18 protein-coding genes are annotated in these 20,218 nt (G+C 45.9%); 10 read left to right on the top strand and 8 right to left on the bottom strand.

Going from position 1 to position 20,218, the window contains the following annotated elements:
* Nucleotides 1-12: 12 nt before the first annotated feature.
* From BWI97_RS09285 to BWI97_RS09330, 10 genes are all read left to right on the top strand, one after another.
* The gene (locus tag BWI97_RS09285) at nucleotides 13-912 is read left to right on the top strand and encodes a hypothetical protein (RefSeq protein WP_102200829.1); all 900 of its coding nucleotides are present in this window, start codon (nucleotides 13-15) and stop codon (nucleotides 910-912) included.
* 39 nt (nucleotides 913-951) lie between these two features.
* Nucleotides 952-1,971: a VWA domain-containing protein gene (locus tag BWI97_RS09290; RefSeq protein WP_102200830.1), complete on the top strand. Its 1,020-nt coding sequence runs from the start codon at nucleotides 952-954 to the stop codon at nucleotides 1,969-1,971.
* A 199-nt stretch (nucleotides 1,972-2,170) separates the two neighbouring features.
* Nucleotides 2,171-2,821, top strand: coding sequence for a ribonuclease HII (locus BWI97_RS09295; RefSeq protein ID WP_094810096.1), 651 nt, complete (start codon nucleotides 2,171-2,173; stop codon nucleotides 2,819-2,821).
* 209 nt (nucleotides 2,822-3,030) lie between these two features.
* Entirely contained in the window at nucleotides 3,031-3,870 is an 840-nt protein-coding gene (locus tag BWI97_RS09300) for a MotA/TolQ/ExbB proton channel family protein (RefSeq protein ID WP_094810098.1), read from the top strand.
* Nucleotides 3,871-3,994: 124 nt separating this feature from the next.
* Entirely contained in the window at nucleotides 3,995-4,615 is a 621-nt protein-coding gene (locus tag BWI97_RS09305) for a biopolymer transporter ExbD (protein WP_094810100.1), read from the top strand.
* A gap of 42 nt (nucleotides 4,616-4,657) precedes the next feature.
* Nucleotides 4,658-5,203 carry a biopolymer transporter ExbD gene (locus BWI97_RS09310; RefSeq protein ID WP_094810102.1) on the top strand — a complete coding sequence of 182 codons (546 nt, stop codon included), beginning with the start codon at nucleotides 4,658-4,660 and terminating at the stop codon, nucleotides 5,201-5,203.
* Nucleotides 5,204-5,296: 93 nt separating this feature from the next.
* Entirely contained in the window at nucleotides 5,297-6,136 is an 840-nt protein-coding gene (locus tag BWI97_RS09315; protein WP_094810104.1) for an energy transducer TonB, read from the top strand.
* A gap of 68 nt (nucleotides 6,137-6,204) precedes the next feature.
* On the top strand, nucleotides 6,205-6,432 hold the full coding sequence (locus BWI97_RS09320) for a hypothetical protein (RefSeq protein WP_094810106.1): 228 nt from the start codon (nucleotides 6,205-6,207) through the stop codon (nucleotides 6,430-6,432).
* 10 nt (nucleotides 6,433-6,442) lie between these two features.
* Nucleotides 6,443-7,390 carry a PstS family phosphate ABC transporter substrate-binding protein gene (locus BWI97_RS09325; protein WP_094810108.1) on the top strand — a complete coding sequence of 316 codons (948 nt, stop codon included), beginning with the start codon at nucleotides 6,443-6,445 and terminating at the stop codon, nucleotides 7,388-7,390.
* A gap of 224 nt (nucleotides 7,391-7,614) precedes the next feature.
* A complete protein-coding gene (locus BWI97_RS09330) occupies nucleotides 7,615-9,423 on the top strand; it encodes a hypothetical protein (RefSeq protein WP_094810110.1) in 1,809 nt (602 codons plus the stop codon).
* A 372-nt stretch (nucleotides 9,424-9,795) separates the two neighbouring features.
* Here BWI97_RS09330 and BWI97_RS09335 read toward each other — a convergent pair whose 3' ends face one another.
* The 8 genes from BWI97_RS09335 to BWI97_RS09370 all read right to left on the bottom strand — a co-directional run bounded on the left by BWI97_RS09335 (nucleotide 9,796) and on the right by BWI97_RS09370 (nucleotide 20,214).
* The gene (locus BWI97_RS09335; protein WP_102200831.1) at nucleotides 9,796-12,654 is read right to left on the bottom strand and encodes a sialate O-acetylesterase; all 2,859 of its coding nucleotides are present in this window, start codon (nucleotides 12,652-12,654) and stop codon (nucleotides 9,796-9,798) included.
* Between the two features lie 156 nt (nucleotides 12,655-12,810).
* Nucleotides 12,811-14,529 carry a hypothetical protein gene (locus BWI97_RS09340; RefSeq protein WP_102200832.1) on the bottom strand — a complete coding sequence of 573 codons (1,719 nt, stop codon included), beginning with the start codon at nucleotides 14,527-14,529 and terminating at the stop codon, nucleotides 12,811-12,813.
* A 72-nt stretch (nucleotides 14,530-14,601) separates the two neighbouring features.
* Nucleotides 14,602-15,603, bottom strand: a complete 1,002-nt coding sequence (obgE, locus tag BWI97_RS09345) for a GTPase ObgE (protein WP_102200833.1) — start codon at nucleotides 15,601-15,603, stop codon at nucleotides 14,602-14,604.
* 241 nt (nucleotides 15,604-15,844) lie between these two features.
* Entirely contained in the window at nucleotides 15,845-16,423 is a 579-nt protein-coding gene (locus BWI97_RS09350; RefSeq protein ID WP_094810120.1) for an adenylate kinase, read from the bottom strand.
* A gap of 109 nt (nucleotides 16,424-16,532) precedes the next feature.
* Nucleotides 16,533-17,285: a 3-deoxy-manno-octulosonate cytidylyltransferase gene (kdsB, locus tag BWI97_RS09355; RefSeq protein WP_094810122.1), complete on the bottom strand. Its 753-nt coding sequence runs from the start codon at nucleotides 17,283-17,285 to the stop codon at nucleotides 16,533-16,535.
* Nucleotides 17,286-17,455: 170 nt separating this feature from the next.
* Nucleotides 17,456-18,469 (bottom strand): transaldolase family protein, encoded by a 1,014-nt coding sequence (locus BWI97_RS09360; RefSeq protein WP_102200834.1) that lies wholly within the window; start codon nucleotides 18,467-18,469, stop codon nucleotides 17,456-17,458.
* A gap of 330 nt (nucleotides 18,470-18,799) precedes the next feature.
* Nucleotides 18,800-19,321: a gamma carbonic anhydrase family protein gene (locus tag BWI97_RS09365; protein WP_102200835.1), complete on the bottom strand. Its 522-nt coding sequence runs from the start codon at nucleotides 19,319-19,321 to the stop codon at nucleotides 18,800-18,802.
* 14 nt (nucleotides 19,322-19,335) lie between these two features.
* A complete protein-coding gene (locus BWI97_RS09370; protein ID WP_158242727.1) occupies nucleotides 19,336-20,214 on the bottom strand; it encodes a phosphatase PAP2 family protein in 879 nt (292 codons plus the stop codon).
* Nucleotides 20,215-20,218 lie beyond the last annotated feature (4 nt).

A 20,218-nucleotide genomic window follows, 5' to 3' on the forward strand; every position in this document is an offset into this window, starting at 1 on the left:
TATTAGGAATACGTGAGAAGCTGGGTTGGTACCATTGTTCTGATTCTTACCTTTTTTTCATTTCAATCGGCTCTGGCTCAGCCGGAAGGAAAGTTTTTGTCTCTGAAATTTAAAGTAGGTAGTCCGGTTCAGTATGCTCTTAGTTATCGTCACAATCCGGGCGACGAAGTGTTTTTTCCGGATTCCACCCATGATTTTACGCCGTTCCGCTTTCTGAAACGGGAGTATTTCCCCACGCGTACCAACGCTGCTGGCAGTGTCGACAGTGTGGTCTATACGCTAGTGTCTTTTGAAATCGATTCCGTGCAACCCCTGAAGCTACCGGTGTACCTGCTGCGTAAACAGGATTGTACGGCGGTCTATGCTCCGATGCAAACGATTCGACTCCAGCGGTTGGTAGACCCGCGTGCAAAATCCGTGCTACTGAAATCAAGTACGAATCTGGTTGTATTGGATACACAGATAAATTACCCACTATTCTTTATTATCCTGCTCATGGCAGCGGTGCTGGGTGGATTGATCTACTGGTTGTTTGGAGCCGCGATTCAGCGTCGCTGGCGACAGTTTCAGCTCTGGCGAAGGCATCTGGAATTTCGGGGCTCTTTTCAACGCTATCTGCGGGGAGCGGCCGATCCTAAGCAAGGCGTGATGAACGTAGAAAGGGCCGTATTCCTCTGGAAACGTTATCTGGAACGCTTGGAAAGCAAACCCTTCACGACCTTCACCACGAAAGAGGCCGTTAGTCAATTCCCGCAGAACCCGCAACTCGAACAAGCCCTTCGTGAGACCGACGCCGTTGTATATGGTGGGGTAGCTTCGCCCCAAACGCAGGAATCCCTACGTATTCTGCGGGATTTGGCTGGACGAACGTATCTTCGGCATCGGCAAATTATTCTAGCTAAAAATTCCTGATTAAAAAAAGGCAACCGGATTGCCTGTCTGAGCTTGATTATGGGTGAGTGGTTTTCGTTAAAGTGGTTTGGAATCGGTACCCTGGGAGGCTTTCACTGGGCTCAGCCGTATTACCTGTACGGAATCGCTGCAGTACCCTTTCTCTTCTTTCTACGGCGAATTTTCTACGGAAAATCCCGCCAGCGACTCAACGTAGCTTTTCTGGCTAAGGAAGTCAAAACCAGCTGGGTACAGTACCTACGCTACCTGCCCGCCGTTCTGAGTGCTCTAGGAATCATGTTAGTATTAGTGGCCTTAGCCCGGCCACAATTGATTAAGGAAACAGAAGAACGTTTCTCTGAGGGAATTGAAATTGTATTAGCCTTGGATGTATCGGATTCCATGCTGATGAAAGATTTAGCTCCAAATCGTCTTGAATCAGCTAAAAAAGTGGCTACGGAGTTTGTAGACGGTCGTTTTCAGGATAAAATTGGACTTGTCGTCTTCGCAGGGCAGGCTTTTTTTCTATGTCCACTTACTACTGATTATACGTTACTCAAGCAGCAGATTGTTTCCATTAAACCTGACATCATTGCAACGGCAGGTACGGCGATTGGTTCGGCTCTGGCGAATTGTATCAACTTGATGCGGGACAGTGAAGCCAAAAGCAAAGTAGCCATTTTGCTAAGCGATGGTGATAATACCGCTGGTAACCTAGATCCCATTACGGCAGCTCAGTTAGCGAATGCGTACGGGATTCGGGTGTATACCATTGCGATTGGGAAAGAAGATGCCGTTGTCACCCAGGATTCAACGGACATGTCCCTAGAAACACTTGACACGGAGGTACTGAAAGATATCGCCCAGCGGAGCAAAGGACAGTTTTTTCAGGTACAAGACACACGTGCACTGAAAAGCGTGTTTGACCGGATCAATCGTCTGGAGAAAACAAATGTCAAAGTATCTTATTATCAGGATATTAAAGATTTTTATCATATCTACCTGAAATGGGCAATTTGCTGTCTATTGGGAGCATTAGCCTTGAAATGTACCTTTATTGGTAATATTTTAGAAGATTGAGAAAGACAGGTAGTTTTACGAACTATTTTTTCGAAAAATTTTCTAAGCAGATAGCCGCTGACAGTCAATTTATTATAAATAAATTAAATAGTTTTAGTAAAAATTTGCACTCTATTTGTAAAGTTTATGATAATATTGTTGGCTATTTTAAATGTTCCTACACCATTTGAACGGAAGGGAGCATTCAAATTATAGAATAATGCTGAAACAATTCTATCATTTGCAAAGTATAGAAGCGGGGTTAGATGAAGTGGGTAGAGGGTGTCTGGCGGGGCCGGTAGTGGCTGCTGCGGTGATCCTTCCGAAAGACTATATGAATCCTTTGCTCAATGATTCGAAACAGCTTAGCCGTCTGGAACGACAGAAATTGCGAGTAGAGATTGAACGAGAAGCCTTAAGCTGGAAAATCGCCGAAGCCAGCACGGAAGAAATTGACCGGATCAATATTGCAAAAGCAAGTTTTTTAGCCATGCATCGAGCGGTGGAGCAACTAACCGTTCAGCCAGAACATCTGTTGGTCGATGGCAATCGGTTTGTTCCTTATCCAATGATTCCGCATACGTGTATTGTGAAAGGGGATAGCCTGTTTGCTTCCATTGCCGCTGCCTCAATTTTGGCAAAAACGTACCGGGATGAACTCATGGAACAGTTGGCTCTGGATTATCCCATGTATGGATGGGAGCAGAACGTGGGCTACCCAACCCCTAAACATTGCAAAGCTTTACTAGAGTACGGAACGACGCCTTGGCACCGAAAGACCTTCGGACCAGTAAAAAATGTGTTAAAATCGGATGAATTAACGTCTCAGAAAAGTACTGATTTGGTCGATTTATCTACGGGATATTCTTAAATTAATACAATTTTTTAGAATTCTTACAAAAATTTTCACAAAACCTTAACGTCGGGAATGGGAAAAAATACAGTAGATTTGCTGAATCGTTTACTCGGTTTCGAGGGACAAAAACAAAATTTTCTTTCGTAGTTGCTTAGGACGTCAAATTTTATTTTTCTTTACACCAACAAACCAAAGTTTCACTAAACCCTAAAATTACCAAACTAATGAGTAACACTACCAAGACCCCTACTCCCGCTGCCAAGCCTGCTGCTGCTCCGAAGAAGAAGTCGGGGGGCATTCCGTCTGGTCTTATTATTCTGATTTTGTTTATCGTTGCTGAGCTGTTCTATCACTTTTACTTAGGTGACGGTAGTCACTTCGAAGGAGGAGATCACAACAACGAACCGCTGCCAGGCGATTTCTTTGGTATCGTTTACAAGGGAGGTTTTATTGTACCCATTCTGTTTACCTGTTTCCTGACGTCTTTGACGTTCACTATCGAGCGTCTGTTTACGCTGGGTAAAGCAAAAGGAACGAGCAGCATCGACGAATTCGTTCGTAAAGTACAAGTTCTGTTGAACCAAAACGATATCAACGGAGCCCTGAAAGAGTGCGACAAACAAAAAGGTTCTATCGGTAACGTAGTAAACGCTGCTCTGAAAAGATATCAGCAATTGACGACTGATACGCAATTGGACAAAGAACAAAAACTGGTTGCCCTGAGCAAAGAAATCGAAGAAGCTACGAGCTTGGAAATGCCTTCGCTGGAGAAAAACCTGACGATCATCGCTACGCTGGCATCTGTGGCTACGCTGATCGGTCTGCTCGGAACGGTATTAGGTATGCTTCGTTCATTCGCTGCCATGGGTCAGTCAGGTTCTGCGGATTCAGCTGCTCTGGCTGCTGGTATCTCTGAAGCTCTGGTAAATACGGCTTTGGGTATCGGTACTTCAGCTATCTGCTTGATCGCTTATAACTACTTCACCAGCATCATCGACGGTATCACGTACAACATCGATGAAATTGGTTTGAGCATCACGAACAACTTTGCTGCTCATTACTAGGCGTTCCTAAAGAGGCTCAGCAATGAGCTTCTTTAAAAGATTGTCGGAATTATTAAGTTTTTAGTTTGAAAACGAATAATTTTGATCAACGAAACGTTTAGTTATAAAATCAAAACAGGTAGCGATGGCAAAGGTTAAAGTAAAACGTCATGGAGTATCGATGGACATGACGGCCATGTGCGACGTAGCTTTCTTGCTGTTAACATTCTTTATCTTAACGGCAAAGATGCGTCCTCAGGAGGCTGTGCAGGTCACTACTCCAAATTCTGTAGCCCAGGAACCCCTTGCCGCGACTGATGTCATCACGGTATTGGTTTCTTCGGATGGCAAAATCTTCATGGGGGTGGATAACCATCAGGTACGTTTAGGAATGCTGGAGCAAATGTCCAAGCGTTACAATGTGGCCTTCACGGATCCCGAAAAAGAAGCTTTCCGCTTGTCTGAAAACTTCGGGGCTCCGATGGCCAACATGAAACAGATCCTGGACATGGACCCTGCAGAGCGTAACAAGCCCGGCGTACAGCCTGGTATTCCTAGTGATTCCGTTCGTAACGAACTTTTCTACTGGGTAGCAACGGCTCGTCAGTACTTTGGTAGCCAGGGAGCTAAATACAAGGTATTAATTAAAGCGGATCAGAATGCTCCTTATAAAACGGTGAAGCAAGTAATTGCTACCATGCAGGAGCAGGACGTGAACAACTTTAATTTGATTACAGGTCAGGAAACGAAACCCACTTCCATGTAGAACTTGAAAGTTCACTTTCAAATTCTTTAAACTAACAACGCAATGGCAGAGATAGCACAAGGTGGTGGGAATGACAAAGGTGGTAAAGTCCGCAGTAAAAAGGTATCTACCCGTGTAGATATGACCCCCATGGTAGACTTGGGCTTTTTATTGATTACTTTCTTCCTGCTGACTACTACGCTTCAAAAACCGGTTACCATGTTCTTGGGTATGCCGGCTAAGGACAAAGAGAAAGAAAAACAAGAGACATCTCCTATTAAAGAGTCTGAGGCAATCACTGTATTGCTGGGCAAGAAAGATGGATCAGATGTCGTATACTGGTACCAGGGTACGGGCAAAGATGTCGCTTCGACGCAGGTAGAGAAAACCTCATTTGCAGCCAGTGGCGGTCTTCGCGATGTGCTTCGTCGGAAGAAGAAGGAAGTAGGTGAGAAATTCTTCGTCGTAATCAAATCTAAGGATGATGCTTCGTACAAATCCTTGGTTGATGTACTCGATGAAATGGCTATTTCCGGAATCGACAAGTATGGTATTACCGACATCAACCTGAACGATAACAAGATTATCGATAAGGCAGAAGGTAAATAGTCAAAATAAAACTAAGAGTATAGTTGTAAAACTAAATTTTTAGTTTTAACTTTGAATCAATCTTTTAGAACGTTTAACTAGTTGCCTACTCTTATGGCAGAAACAATCAAAATAACCAACGATACCACCTTAGAAGATCTGATTTTTGCGGGTCGTAATAAGGAGTATGGTGCATACGACCTCCGTCGCCGGACGTCCCGTAATGCCCTGATTGCTACTGGTATTGCTCTTTTGATTGTTGCGGCCTTCTTAGCTGCCCGCTTGCTTGCTGCAACGATCGGTGAAGAAGAGAAAGAGGTAGAAGTAAAACTGGCGAACATGTCAGAGCTTCCTCCTCCTCCGGAACAACCAAATCAGCCACCGCCACCACCACCACCACCACCACCACCACCAGAGGTGCCGGTGATGAGCACGACGGCGTTCCTTCCTCCTGAAATTAAGGAAGATACCGAAGTTCCACCCGATGTTGAGCCTCCCAAGCAAACCGAACTGGTAGATGCTCAGGCTGGTAAAGAAACCGTAGTAGGAGATCCTAACGCGGTTGAAATCGTAGCCATCGAAGAAGGAACTGGTAAAAAACGCGAAGAGGTTATCGAGGTGAAACCGGCTGCTAAAGAAGAAGTCTTTACGGTCGTTGAGCAAGCTGCTCAGTTCCCCGGCGGTGATTCAGAAATGTACAAATACCTGAATAAAAATATCAAGTACCCACCTGCAGCTCAACGGGCTAACGTACAGGGGAAAGTATTTTTAAGCTTCGTAGTTTCTCCAGATGGAAGCATTTCTGATATCCAGGTACAAAAAGGTCTTGGTTTTGGTTGCGATGAGGAAGCAGTCCGCGTGGTAAAGTCAATGCCCCGCTGGAAACCTGGTCGTCAGTCAGGTCGGGCCGTGAAATCTCGCTTTAACTTGCCGATTTCATTCGTACTCGAATAATCTGAAATAATAATTAATGAAAATGGGTCAGCATCTTACACGGATCTGACCCATTTTTTCTAAAAGCTATGCCAAAACCCATTAGTGAACAAGTAAACGGTCTGATTGGGCTGATTATCCCACTAGGATATGCGGCCATGGGCTATTACCTGATTGATGCTGCGTCGACGATAGCCGCTAGCGGAGTCTTATCTGAAGACATTGCGAAAGTATTAGGCGGGCTTTTTATTGGGTACAGTCTTTTGAAGCTTTACTGGGCTTATCGTAAATGGCTTCGTAATCAAGAAGAAGAGTAAATCAACGTCCATGAAAACTGCACTAAATTATTTCGGAATAAGTATGCTGGCAATGTTAGCCTTAACAGGTTGCCAGCAGAAAGCAGGGGATAATCCCGAGGAAACGGTATCAAGAGGCGAAATCTTAGTAGCGGTAGATGAATCCCTACAGCCCATATTGCAGGCTGAACAGGAAGCTTTTGCAGACAAAAACAAATATGCAACCGTGCATATGTCCTACGTTCCTGAACTGACGGCCATCCAACTGATGTTACAGGATTCCGCTCGTGTGGCAGTAGTGACCCGGCATTTGAAAGCCGATGAGAAAAAAGTATTTGAAGAAAAAAATCTGAAATACCGGGCCATTCACATGGCCACCGACGCTGTGGCTTTTATCACCAATGGCCAAACCAGCGATACCCTGATTTCCGTAGATGAAATTGATGGGATTATGAAGGGAAGGATCAGCCAGTGGAATCAATTAAAACACGGAAAATCTTCACAAAAAATTTCCTTCGTTTTTGACAGTGACAATTCGAGCAACTTGCAATACTTATTAGATACGCTCAGAATAGCCGATAAAAAACAAACGCCTATTTACGCGGTTAAATCTAATAAAGAAGTCATAGATTACATTCAGAAAACACCTGGAGCGATTGGAGTTATCGGTGTAAACTGGATCAGCGATATTGATGATCCCGAGCATCCCCGATTTATGAAAGGCATTAAGGTGATGGGAGTGGCTCAAAAGACGTCGACGGATCTGGAACAGTATTACCAGCCTTTCCAATACGCGATAGCTTTGAAAAAATACCCCCTCAATCGGAATGTTTACATGATCACCAAAGAAGCTAAGCGTGGTTTGGGTACGGGCTTCATCAACTATGTAATGACCGACGCTGGTCAACGAATTGTTCTGAAAAGCGGCCTCTTACCGGCTAATCAGATTATTCGCTTGGTACAACTCCGTAACATGTAAGCTAGGGGCGATTTGGATATAAATCATTTTTTTCTTTAAATTGTGCAACTATTTATTTAGTTAGTGCGTTATACAAGAGTGGGACATAAAAAAAGACTTGAATTGAAATTCTAACAATTCTCTAATTTTTTTTATAATCGCTGGAATTACAGTAATTTCGAATCCTATAATCAATATTGTTGAACGTAAGGTATCACCTTCCCAAAACCCAATTTTCTTCTACGATGAGAGTGAAATTCAAATCGCTAATTCTGGTAGCCGGGATGCTGGCCTTGGGTGCAACGAGCTCGTTTGCACAATCGCCAGAAGTTACAGGAGCATTAAAGGCTCTTGAAGCAGATCGTCTTGGTTCAGCCCGCGAGGCTTTGGAAAAGGCGGCGACTTCCTCCCCATCGGCTGAAAATCAGTTTTATTTAGGGTATTACTATTTAAGACTGGCTAGTGCCGAAGACGAAGGCAGTGTGAAAATCGCTGAATATCTAGATAAAGCAAAAGCTGCTTTTGATAAAGGCGTGGCGGACGATGCAAAATCGAAATTTCCGCTAAATAAAGTAGGGCAGGCTGGCGTATTGCTGGGTCAGGGTAAATTGGCTGAAGCAACAGCTCTGATTGATCAGGTTTTAGCTGACACGAAGAGCAGAGATGAAGATGTACTGTGGCGAGCTGCTGAAGTATATACGTTGTTCACCAAAAAAGGACAGGCTAACGATCCGGGCAAAGCAATTACGCTGATTGACCAGATTGCTGGTTTGAAAAAGAAAAAAGATCGCCCTGAATATCAAATTGTCAAAGGCGATGCTTACCTGATTAAAAACGAAGGTGGTCCGGCTATTTCGGCTTACGAGGAAGCACTTCGTTTACAGCAGGATACGCAAATGGCTGCTTTGGCCTATACGCGGATGGGACGAGTTTGGAAACGCGGTAAGAACTACTCAAGTACCCAGACTTCCTATAATGACGCTATCAAAGCAGATGAAAAATTTGCACCTGTCTATTGGGAATTTGCTGAATTATGGTTGTTCGCCGGTAACTACAAAAATGCTGCCGAAAACCTTGATAAATACATCCAGTATAGTGAGGAGTCTCCAGACGTAATTTTACGTTACGTGAAATTTGCCTTCCTGGCTCAACAGTATCAGAAAGTAGTGGATGCTCTGGCTAAAATCGAAGGAAAGGTAAATGACCCCGATCTTCCCCGTATTAAAGGTTGGTCTTTGACGGAATTAGGACAATACGAACAAGGAGCTCAAAACCTGGAAACGTTATTGAAATCTAATCCGAAAAAAGTTTACGCGGACGATTATCGTTACTTAGGTATTGACTACCGCGAATTGAAGCAGGATTCGTTAGCGATAATGAACTTCGAAAAAGCTGCTGCGGCAGGGGATACGGTATTCAATAACTACGAAGAAATCGCTAAAATTCGTCAGGCTCAGAAACGTTACCTTGATGCAGCGAAGGCATACGATCAATCCATTGCCTGGAAAGATAAGCGTCCTGACAAACGCCCAACGTACGCAGATTTCTACCGCAAAGGTATCGCTTACTACCAGCACATTAGCTCCGCTAAAGATACGACGGTAGTACCCGAGGCGGTCGAATCATTTGCTCGGATGGGAACTATGGCTGACAGTACGGTAAAAGCAAATACCCAGCTGACACCCGAACAAAAAGAATCACTGCAAGGATTCGTAGTAATGACTCCGCTGTGGCAGGCTCGTTCAAATCGTTTGTTTACGGATCGTGCGAAGGCGTTGCCTTACTATGAGCAGTACATCGCTGTAGCAGATACGGCTAAAAATCAGAAAGAACTGATTGAGGCGTATCAGTATCAGGCTTACTACGAGTTCCTGGTAACGAAGGATAATGACAAGGGTAAAGATTACATGAGAAAAATTCTTGCTCTTGATCCTGAAAATGCAGAAGCAAACCGTATCCTGAACCCGCCTGCTCCAGCTGTTGCTCCTAAGAAAGGTGCAGCTAAACCAAAAACGGCAGGTGCTAAGGCTAGTTCAGCTCCGGCTAAAAACTAAGCTTAGTTTTACATTACTAAAAAAAAGAGTCTCGGAAACGAGGCTCTTTTTTTATTGCTATTGCCAGACAGAGTAGACGCATAGATAGTAGGATATTGTTTGGTGAAAGCTTTAAATTGTACGTAGAGCCGAACAGATATCTTTCATCTATTGCGAAAGTCCAGCGGATGGGTTGTACTTGCTCAAAACCAGGATGTGAAAACTTGTATCGCAATGTTTAGTAATAACAAATTCAATGAGTTGAAAGAACCTATATAGATACAGAAGGCTGCCTCTCTGGAATGAATACAGGTAAAAACGAATAACAGATTTCAGATACAAAAAAGCCTGCGTCAATTTGACGCAGGCTTTTTTGTATCTGAAATCCTAAGATTAAGGTAGAACCGTTAAACGCTTGGTACGTTCAAAGCCATCTACCCTGATGCGGACGATGAAAATGCCCGGTATACGGCCTACGTTGATAAACTTCCGTTCGTTAAATTCATTGATAATCCCACTGTATAAAACAACGCCTGAAGTAGTCACCACACTCACTTCGGCCCCTTTCCAATTCTCTTTGGTTTCGAGCGTGAAGGCTCCGTCTGGACTAGGGTTTGGGTAAACACTAAAACCATCCTGAGCGGGATCGTAACTATAATTGAAAGGCTGTGATACAACAGAGGAGCACTCAAACCTTCCTACGGGTGCAACGTTGTACTCAATTACACTTCTAACCGTATACACTCCTTCTTTAAGCGGTTTGAAGTAAACAGAGTTGAACGTACTCGTATCCGTACCCATAATCCACGAATTACGCGTACCTGGGATATTTGCCTGAGCTTGTAACGTATAAGGACCTACCTGAGCGATCTTTGGCGTTTCGGGGTTTGGGCGAGCTGATACCGTTACTTTATCCGATTGGTTTCTGCAGCCGTTCGCATCCGTTGCCTGGGCATAGTAATCACCGCTAATACGTGCCGTCAATAGATCCGTATTAGAAACCTGCTGGTTTGCGAGCAACCAGGAGGGTCGCTCTGACGTAATGGCCCTTAACGTAACGGTTTCGCCTTCACAAAATGCCAGTTTTCCTTGCAGCAAAGCGACGGTAGGTTTAGCGGGTAAAGGATTCACTCGTAAGCTTACCGGATCAGACACGGGCGAAGGACAACTAGCCTGGCTGATGGTTTGAACCGTATACGAACGGGCTGTATTCGTCGAAATACTCAGCGTAGCCGCGTTGTTGTAGTTCCACAAATACGTACCATCCGATGGACTCGAAGTAAATTCAACCGTTTCGTTGGCACAAATAGTTACATTCCGGTTCGCATCGATAGCCCGGTTCGCCTGAATCGTTGGCTTTGCGGGAATGGGATTTACAGTGATCTGAACGGCATCAGAGGCTACCGAACGACACTGATCAGCGTTGAGTACCTGTACGGAATAATTACTGCTCGTAGTAGGCTGAATGGCTTTACTGGTAGAACCATTACTCCAGACGTATCCTACGGCAGTCTCGTTAGTCGTCAATACGCGGGGTGTACCTGCACAGAAGCTAGTCGGGCCATCGGCGGTGATACTGGGCTTGGACGGACGTGAACGTCTGCCTAAGACAATGGGCTCGGCACTGTAACTACAACCCAGCAAATCCTTATAGGTCAACGAATACGAGCCACCTTCGGCCCCCTGAATAGAAGGCGTAGTAGCTCCGGTATTCCAAACGTTATTCGCTCCGTAATTGGACTGTAGTGTAGGGGTAACACCTTCACAGAAGTACGTACTGCCCCCATTATCTTTTAGAATATCACCACCAATCACCGGACGATCGGGTACTTTATAAGGCAATGAAAATACCGTGGTGTTCCCATTTTTCATCTTGGCCATATAAGGGTCACCCTGACCTACGGTAACCGTTGCTCCGTTTTGTCCATTGCTCCATCCATACGGATTTTGATTGGGAACACTCAGGGTAAGCGTATTGGTGTTACCACAGGTGGCTGAAATAGCAGTGAGCGTATTAGCCAGCTTAGGTATCGAACGGTTGAAGACACTACTGGACATCAGAGCATCATACCAGCCCTGAGCTACCTGATTGTAAGCATTTACATAAAAGTGAACACCTCCCGAACGAGGAATACCGTAGCTATCCGTGTTAGGTCCTAAAAATACGTTGGGTACGGAAGATGCTACCTGGGTCTGGGCCGCAATGATGTTAGGGGATACGCCATTGTTATAGCTGGTACGAGCGACTACCCAGCTAAGCTGATCGTAACCCAGATCCTGACGACTCTTTTGAATGACTGCGGTTAAATCGTTGACGTAATTCGCCATCGGCGTATTGATCGTCGCTGAATCATCCGCTTCTCCCTGCATCCACAATACCGTACGGGCACCCGTAATCGACAAATAGTACGTTAGAATATTTTTCAGGTTATTATAAGGATAGCCCTGAGCAAAGTATTTAAACTCGTCGGCACAAGTAGTGCAATAGCGACTGATGGTACGTTGTCCCTGCGAAGATTCCCGCCAGTTTTGAATCGTAGTACCGCCAAAAGCCCCGTTGTAGAAGAGAACCGGCACATTCAGATTTTGCGTCAGCAATTCACCCAAACGACCCCAGTAATAAGATCCTACACCAACCGGAGCTATATCCTGAGAACCGCTCATTTTTCGGAAGGTAGGCAGCATCGGATACAGAGGACTGGCTGCTTTTCCCGATACCACATCATACCGATAGAATTGAGGATCCTGTCCATTACTGGGAGCTCCAGTTCTGAAATTTGAAGGATTGGCAATCGTTACCCGGTCATCGCTGGGATCAACGGGGGTAGGCTGGTTCTCGGAGGCTTCATAAGAAACCCCCTGAGCATTGGACTGACCCGCAAGTACGAATACCTCACCCACGCCGAAGGGCTGCAGATCGTCAGAAGCAACTACCTGTCCAGCCAGTGAGCCGCGTACTTCAAGTTTATACCAGCCGCCGGTGACGGAAAGTGTACCCGAAAAAAAACCATTGGAAATAGAGGAAAGAGCCGTCCAGTCAATCCCGTTACCACCATTAAGCGGAGTAAGTTTGGCTTCAATCTTATCAACAGGCTGATAGTAGTTGCCCGCAATTTGTACGGTAGCTCTGTTATTGTTATCCCGTTGAAAAACAATACGTTCTACCGGAAAAGTAATCGTCATCTGAGCTTGGGCCGAGATACTCAGCACCAGTCCCAGAAGGCATATAAGCTTACTAAAATAAGACCTCATGCGGCAAAGGTTTTTATAACAGATAGGAAGTACAGGCGGTTACCTCCACTTGCAAAAATATAAATAAAAAGCTAAATACGAAATCCCAATGTTTGAGCCTCAAGGAGTTACGGTCAAACGAAATAGACTTCATCTAATAGTTTCTTAAATGCATTTTTAAATTCGGCTAATTCGTACGGTAAAATTGGGCAACGCATCCAGTCGATAAACCGTAGGATGCAGCACTTTCATTCCTCCATTGATGACCACAACCCATACCTGATACTGCGTATCTGGTTGTAAATATTCTACGGGGAAACTGCTATGAAAACCATTGGCATAATAGTGTGTACCAAAGGAAAAAACGAAAGATTTAAGCGAGTACCGTTTCTGCTTGGTTGGAATATAGTGCGACTGAGAGGCATTCTTCAATAGAATATACGCTCCGTCGTTTTTGTGAGTCGAACGAATGAACTGCTCATTTGTAAAGACCAATGCATGACCCATTTGTTTTGTTTCCAGGCTAAATAAGTCGGCACTGACCTGATATGGCATTTCAAAAAAATAATCGCTGGGCAGTTCATAGACTCCGGCCCGAACGGATTGCGTAGTAATGGTATCTACGGCTGTCTGTAAACTTAGGTAAATGGGTGAACTAGGCAGAGCCCGGTTATGCTCCCAGCCGTACATGTCCGTATTTCGTTCTTTGTAATAGTAATCCAGGGGAGCTACATATTCGAAATAGCTAAAAAGGCAAAGGCATACACTCAAAATTGTCCACAGACGAACCCAGCGTAGGTGAGGACGAAGCTGGCTGAATACTAAGATAGAAATAAGAATCAACCAAATAAAACCCATGTGTTTGTATCGGCTGATCAACACGGCCTGCGTACCCTCCATGGCTCTACCTACGGCGAAAGCAAGGATAGTAATACTAAAGTGAATAAGTCCTCCCCAGAGCGTGATTTTCCAGCGGGGATAAACAACTTTTGCGTGTTGAAACGAAGGCCGAACAAAGAGGAACGCCGAATAAATAACAATACACCAGAAACTCAAACCCGTAGCCATAATCAGACCGGAACGTAGTTTGAAGGGAAGGACCGTATTTAAATCAGCAGCCAGGCCACTGAAAGACAGAAAGTTGTAAACAATGAGCCAGGGGTGTTGTAAATTATCCGAGAGTTTAGGACGATACGCCGGAACCACCAACTGATAATAATACAACCCAATCATCCCGCCAATGACGAGTACCCAAATACCCGCGTGTTTCCAGCGGTGCTGGAGTAGCAACAAAACCAAACCCGTAGGTAAGACAAATGTGCCACTCACGTCACTTAGAATGGCAAGAATAGCCGCCACTAAAGCAATCGTTAAGTGACTTGCTTTAGGTTTATATAAGTAGTAAGCCGATAGCAGGGCAAAGAAGTGAACAACAATATGTTGCAGGGGAATCATTCCCCAGTAAATCGCTTCGTAGTATTGAATATGAAATAACAGAAAGGAAGCCGCGACTACCAGCAATAACGGTAGTTGGGCTTCTTTGATAATAGTATAGAAAAGATATAAAAAGCCCAGTAGCGAAAGAAGACCAACGAACATTTGAATCCGTAAGTCCAGGTGCCCGTTGACTAAGTAAATGAGCGTAGCCGCAATCCGATCTACCACAATCCGCCGTTCGTCATCCTGTACCCAAATAATGTGAACGAATTCTTTCCAGGAAAAAGGAGAAAGCTGCGTAAGCTTGGTAACTGGTTCTAGTAGAGCGTCGTAGTCATCCTGAAAAGGAATATTAGTTACGTACGCAAAGAAGGTATAAAAGAAAAGACTAATCGGAATCAGGCTAACGAAGACAATCCATGTGGAGGAGATACTATTCTTGGAAATAGTAGAAGGCATTTTTTGAAAATAATTGGTTGAACGCAATCATTTAAAACAATACAGCCCCCGCTAAGAGGCTGTATTTTAAAATCAGGCTTGATTCGGCGGATTTAACGCTTGCCAAATCAAATCAAGCAATGAATCTAGTCCTTCTCGTGTATACGATGAAAAGAACAAGTGAGGAACGTCAGCGGGTAATTGCTCAATAAAGGTTTGCTTATCTTCTTCCGTTAATAAATCAGCTTTAGAAATAGCTAATAAACGGGATTTATCCATTAATTCAGGATTGTACTCCTGCAACTCATTCAGTAGAACTGCGTATTCTTCACCCGGATTTTCGGAAGAAGCCGGAATGAGGAAAAGCAGAATAGAGTTCCGTTCAATATGTCGTAAGAAGCGTAATCCCAGGCCTTTACCCTGCGAAGCTCCCTCGATAATTCCCGGAATATCAGCCATAACAAAGGAGCGGAAGTCGCGGTAGGGGACTACGCCCAAGTTCGGAACAATCGTCGTAAAGGGATAATCCGCAATTTCGGGTTTGGCAGCCGATACTACCGAAAGCAACGTGGATTTTCCGGCATTAGGAAAACCTACCAAACCGACATCGGCCAGTACTTTCAGCTCCAGAATAAACCATACCTCCTGACCATCTTCGCCGGGCTGAGAGGTATGCGGAGCCTGGTTCGTGGAGGTTTTAAAGTGGGAGTTACCCAGACCACCACGGCCCCCTTCCAGCAAAATCATCTCCTGGTCGTTCTCCGTAATTTCAAACAGTATTTCGCCCGTTTCGGCGTCTTTGGCAATGGTACCCAGCGGTACGTCCAGATACACATCTTCACCCCGGGCTCCGGTACGGCGGCCACCCTCGCCGGGTTGGCCTTTGCTGGCGATAACGTGTTTCCGGTATTTAAGGTGGAGCAATGTCCAGACATTGGTACTACCCCGAAGAATAATATGGCCTCCCCGGCCTCCGTCGCCACCATCCGGTCCGCCCAGCGGAACGTGTTTCTCCCGGCGGAAGTGCGATGATCCGGCACCTCCGGGTCCTGAACGGCAGCAAATTTTTACGTAATCAATGAAGTTTGTTGTCACAGCCCTAGTAGGTAATCTAATCCGTGTCAGCACACGGCTTGAGTGAGTATGGTCGTCCTTCTCCTAAATTTATGCAAAGTAAAGCAATGTTTTGCCTAGCCGGTAGCGATTCGCTCAAGTACGGCTGGATTCGGACGAAGCAAGGCCCGGATAATCGGGCTATTTGAGGCCTAAGCCTGAATGAAAATAGGCCATTTCGGACGTTCCGAAATAGCCTATTTCAGTAATGCGAACGTATGTACTAAACGGCTGCTTTTTCGATAGCCGTACAGATCTTCTCAAAAATTTCCTCGATGGCTCCAATTCCGTAGACCGAGGTGAACTTACCCTGTCCTTGGTAGTAGTTAGCTACGGGCAACGTTTTCTCGTTGTATTCCTGTACCCGTTTACGAATCAGTTCTTCGTTCTGATCGTCGGGACGACCGGAAGTTTTTCCGCGTTCCAGCAAACGACGCGTTAATTCTTCGGCTTCTACTTCCAGAGCTACCATCGCTGAGATCGCCGTACCGTTTTCTTCGAGTAAAGTATCCAGAGCTTCGGCCTGGTTGACTGTCCGGGGAAAACCGTCGAAAATAAAGCCAGCGGCCTGTTTATTTTCTTTCAGTTTATTGTCAATCATGCCAATTACTACTTCATCAGGCACCAGCAATCCCTGGTCCATCAGAGCTTTGGCTCTCAGTCCCAGTTCCGTACCTGCTTTAATTTCAGAGCGAAGCAGATCGCCGGTAGATAAATGGACGAGCTTGTATTTGTCAATCAACTTTTCGCTCTGGGTTCCTTTCCCGGCTCCCGGAGGGCCAAAGAGTACCAAATTAAGCATGAGACTATTGATATTCAGTATGAAACGATGTTAATAGGGCTGCAAAGGTACAATACTGCGTGGAAATAGAAAGCATCCGACTGGCTTTTACCCGTAATGTACTGTCGGGTTAGGTATTTAAGTACTTCAAAGCCTTTTCCAGATCCTCGGGTGTATCTACGCAGGGACTATCGTAGGTCGTTTCTACCATCTGAATTTTATAGCCAGCTTCCAGCCATCGGAGTTGCTCCAGCGACTCGGCTTTTTCCAGGGATGAAAGCGTAAGTTGGGTAATGGCCTGCAGAATATCCGTACGGTACGCGTACATGCCTACGTGCCGGTAATACGTATGGTGCAAATGCCATTCCTGTGGTGGATAGTTACGCAGGAACGGAATCGCCTGACGACTAAACAGCATCACTTCGCCCTTGTTGTTGAGTACAATCTTCGCTTCGCCCGGATCGTGCAGCGTTTCCGCCGACGTAACTTTAATCATCTGCGTAGCCAATTCTACCTCTCCATCCAGCACGTCCACCAGTTCATTGATCTGAACGGGGTTTAAGAAGGGCTCATCTCCCTGAATGTTCAACACATACTGAACAGATTCGGGATCCTGATGCGTTTCCTTCCAGCTGGCGAAGGCTTCCCAGCAACGATCCGTACCGCTGGGGTGATCTTCACGCGTTAATACGGCTTTGCCGCCGAAATTCTGTACGTGTTCGGCAATACGTACATCATCCGTAGCAACAATAACATCCAGTAGTTTCGAAGCCTGAGCGGCTTCGTATACGCGTTGAATCATGCTTTTGCCCTGAATGTAGGCCAGGGGTTTACCCGGAAAACGGGTCGAAGCATAACGGGCGGGAATGATTCCTAATACCATAGTTTTGGTTACGGGCTATTCAAAAATGAAGCCATTGATGAATTTACTACTAAACCTTCGTTTGGTTTAAAGGCTAATAGTAAAATTGCCTCCTGAACAAATTCGTTCAGGAGGCAACAAGGATATGCATAGTTCAGTTACTTCCTGCTGGAGCAAGAAACTGAATTTAATTAATCGTTCTTCAAATCCTGGATATCCAGCATACCTACGGGCTTGCCGTTTTCCGTTACCAGAATGGTATCTACGCTGGTTTTCTTGAAAAGAGCCGCAGCGGCGTCCAGCAATTCGGTACTTTCAATGGAAATAGGCGTTCCGTATTCGAAATCTCCCATTTTCTTCGACAGTACATCGCGACCACCGTCAGCCAGTTTCCGGCGAAGATCACCGTCAGTAAATACACCTTTCAGGTTACCGGCTTCGTCAACAACCGTAACACAGCCAAAGCCGTATTCAGTCATTTTTACGATGGCTTCCGTCAAGGAGATATCCGTCGTAACCATTGGGTTGATGGTATTGATCGCCTGACCTACCGTGACCGTGATCAAACGCGTATGCTCGATGAACTGGTTCGTACCGATAGCCGTGAAGTTGTTTTCCGTCAGGGCTTTCATCAGTTTCCAGGGTACAGTAATGGTGTGGCAACCCAGGTCGATGGCGTTCCGTACGTGTTCGGTATTCCGTACTGACGAGAACATTACTTTTGAATCGAAACCGTAGGCTTCTACCAGTTCTACTACATCACCGATCAGCGTCAGGGCATCGTATCCCTGATCCTGCATCCGTCCGGCCAGTACGCAAATGTAGGTAGCACCGGCTACGGCTGCCATGTACGCCTGTTGGATGGTGTATACCAGGTGAACGTTTACTTTCAGTCCTTTGTCAACCAACGTGCGGCAGGCTTTTACGCCTTCCAGCGACACGGGGATTTTAAATACCGTACGCTTAGGGTCCAGACCCAGAGCCAGCTGGCGTTCCGCGTCGGCTACAATATCGGCGGCGGTTTCACCCAGGGCTTCGATCTGAAGAACGGGTACAATTTTAGAAAGCTCCACGATCGTTGCATCCAGGTCGCGAATACCTTCGCGGTGCATGAACGTGGGGGTTGTGGTAAGACCGGTCAGAAAACCGAGTTGAAATGCCTCTTTGATTTCTTTTAAATCGGCAGAATCAAGATACAACTCCATGTGTGTAGTAGCAATGGCCGTTTTAGGTTAGGTTTCCGTGTTAGCTGTACCAGCGGGGGGATAACTTATTCACCAAAAACGTTACGCCTCTTTTAAAATGTTACTTAAAAAGTAAAGAAGGAAAGTAGTAGGCTGTGAAAATCAGGTTTGTTGCCAATGAAAGACAGTGATCGATCAAGGCATTGGAAACGAAAAAACGGACTATTACTTTCTTATTGTTTTCAGGCAAAAATGAATCGCCGGATACTTGGCTGCAAAGTTGGCGATTTTCGGGGAGAATTTCAGAACAAATCCAAAGTCCTTTACTTCTGATTTTCAATCCGCCTACGATTACCAATCCTGCTCCTTGAACCAGCCCGCGTACATGACGTAGTTATTAGCCGTACGGTCGAACACTTCTCCCGCCGCTTCCGACACGGGTTTGAGGAATCTAGCCGGATTGCCCGCGTAAATGCTGCCGGGTGGAACGACGGTATTCTGCGTAACAATGGCTCCGGCGGCAATGATGCTACCCGTACCAATCACGGCTCCGTCCATGATAATCGCACCCATGCCCACCAGTACGCGATCTTCGATCGTACAACCGTGTACGACGGCGTTGTGGGCGATGCTTACGTAGTCGCCAATGACAGTTTGCGTTTTCTGATACGTACAGTGAATGACGGCTCCATCCTGAATATTGGTACGATTGCCAATTCGGATGGCGTTGACGTCGCCGCGAATGACGGCATTGAACCAGACGGTGCAGTCATCGCCCATACTAACGTCACCAACGATGGTGGCGTTAGGAGCCAGCCAGCAGTTTTGCCCCAATTGGGGCGTATGATCCTGAACGGGTAAGATTAAAGCCATAAGATTAGTTACTGTTAAAACCGCAACGTAGCTCCCTGACCGTTAAAATCCAGAGCTACTTTTGAACGCTTTTTCAGCGGATGTTCGGGATGGCGACGGACGATGGTTTTGGAAATAAAATGGCCCATGGCCGCCCCGACGAGCAAATCCGAGAACCAGTGAGCATTCGCATTGAGTCGGGATAAGCACGTGAGCGTTGCCAGCGAATAGGAAATGATCGGTACCGCTTTGATGTCCTTAAATTCTTCCGCAATGACCGTCGCCAAAGCAAAAGACGTCTGGGCGTGACCACTCGGGAAGGAATGGAAGGGCGGATACTGCGGACCCGCCCATTCGTGCGGACGAGCACCATCCCAGGGCCGTTTTCGTCCGGCCGCGAGTTTTACCACTTGTCCGAGTACACCATTGATCAGCTGACTTTCCAGAATCAACAGACCGACACGCGTCGTTTTGTCATTATGGAAAATCTGACCGTGTAGGAAAACCAACCCCGAAGTAATCCACAAGTACCGTCCGTTACCTAAAGGATCTACGATTTCGGAAGCCGTATTGGTAAAATGTGATTTATGTTCCTGGGAAAACTTCTGAATTCGGCCGTCCGCAAAGGCGTACGACAAAGCCGCCACGCCGATAATAGTCCCGGCTTTAGCCCAGTCCTGACCCTTCCAGCGAAAGGGACTCGTCACCACCGCTTTGGTGTCGTACCAGTAGCTTTTGACGTAAGTCCAGTTCGGTTTTACCGGCTCGTACCGGCGGGCGGAGTCTTCCGAGAGCGGAAGTACTACTGCCTGCGTCAGCGAATCCGTTTGCAAACTATCGCCGCTGATCTGGGCGTAGGCACCTGCGGAAGTAAGCAGCCAGAAAAGAAGGATCAGATACGGTGGAAGTTTCATAAGC

The organism is Siphonobacter sp. BAB-5405 (assembly GCF_002872335.1).
Classification (GTDB): domain Bacteria; phylum Bacteroidota; class Bacteroidia; order Cytophagales; family Spirosomataceae; genus Siphonobacter.

What these genes read in the sequence shown, in the direction of transcription:
- BWI97_RS09290 (WP_102200830.1), top strand. Translation starts at nt 952, where the DNA reads ATGGGTGAGTGGTTTTCGTTAAAGTGGTTTGGAATCGGTACCCTGGGA.
- BWI97_RS09295 (WP_094810096.1), top strand. Translation starts at nt 2,171, where the DNA reads ATGCTGAAACAATTCTATCATTTGCAAAGTATAGAAGCGGGGTTAGAT.
- BWI97_RS09300 (WP_094810098.1), top strand. Translation starts at nt 3,031, where the DNA reads ATGAGTAACACTACCAAGACCCCTACTCCCGCTGCCAAGCCTGCTGCT.
- BWI97_RS09305 (WP_094810100.1), top strand. Translation starts at nt 3,995, where the DNA reads ATGGCAAAGGTTAAAGTAAAACGTCATGGAGTATCGATGGACATGACG.
- BWI97_RS09310 (WP_094810102.1), top strand. Translation starts at nt 4,658, where the DNA reads ATGGCAGAGATAGCACAAGGTGGTGGGAATGACAAAGGTGGTAAAGTC.
- BWI97_RS09315 (WP_094810104.1), top strand. Translation starts at nt 5,297, where the DNA reads ATGGCAGAAACAATCAAAATAACCAACGATACCACCTTAGAAGATCTG.
- BWI97_RS09320 (WP_094810106.1), top strand. Translation starts at nt 6,205, where the DNA reads ATGCCAAAACCCATTAGTGAACAAGTAAACGGTCTGATTGGGCTGATT.
- BWI97_RS09325 (WP_094810108.1), top strand. Translation starts at nt 6,443, where the DNA reads ATGAAAACTGCACTAAATTATTTCGGAATAAGTATGCTGGCAATGTTA.
- BWI97_RS09330 (WP_094810110.1), top strand. Translation starts at nt 7,615, where the DNA reads ATGAGAGTGAAATTCAAATCGCTAATTCTGGTAGCCGGGATGCTGGCC.
- BWI97_RS09335 (WP_102200831.1), bottom strand. Translation starts at nt 12,654, where the DNA reads ATGAGGTCTTATTTTAGTAAGCTTATATGCCTTCTGGGACTGGTGCTG.
- BWI97_RS09340 (WP_102200832.1), bottom strand. Translation starts at nt 14,529, where the DNA reads ATGCCTTCTACTATTTCCAAGAATAGTATCTCCTCCACATGGATTGTC.
- BWI97_RS09350 (WP_094810120.1), bottom strand. Translation starts at nt 16,423, where the DNA reads ATGCTTAATTTGGTACTCTTTGGCCCTCCGGGAGCCGGGAAAGGAACC.
- kdsB (WP_094810122.1), bottom strand. Translation starts at nt 17,285, where the DNA reads ATGGTATTAGGAATCATTCCCGCCCGTTATGCTTCGACCCGTTTTCCG.
- BWI97_RS09360 (WP_102200834.1), bottom strand. Translation starts at nt 18,469, where the DNA reads ATGGAGTTGTATCTTGATTCTGCCGATTTAAAAGAAATCAAAGAGGCA.
- BWI97_RS09365 (WP_102200835.1), bottom strand. Translation starts at nt 19,321, where the DNA reads ATGGCTTTAATCTTACCCGTTCAGGATCATACGCCCCAATTGGGGCAA.
- BWI97_RS09370 (WP_158242727.1), bottom strand. Translation starts at nt 20,214, where the DNA reads ATGAAACTTCCACCGTATCTGATCCTTCTTTTCTGGCTGCTTACTTCC.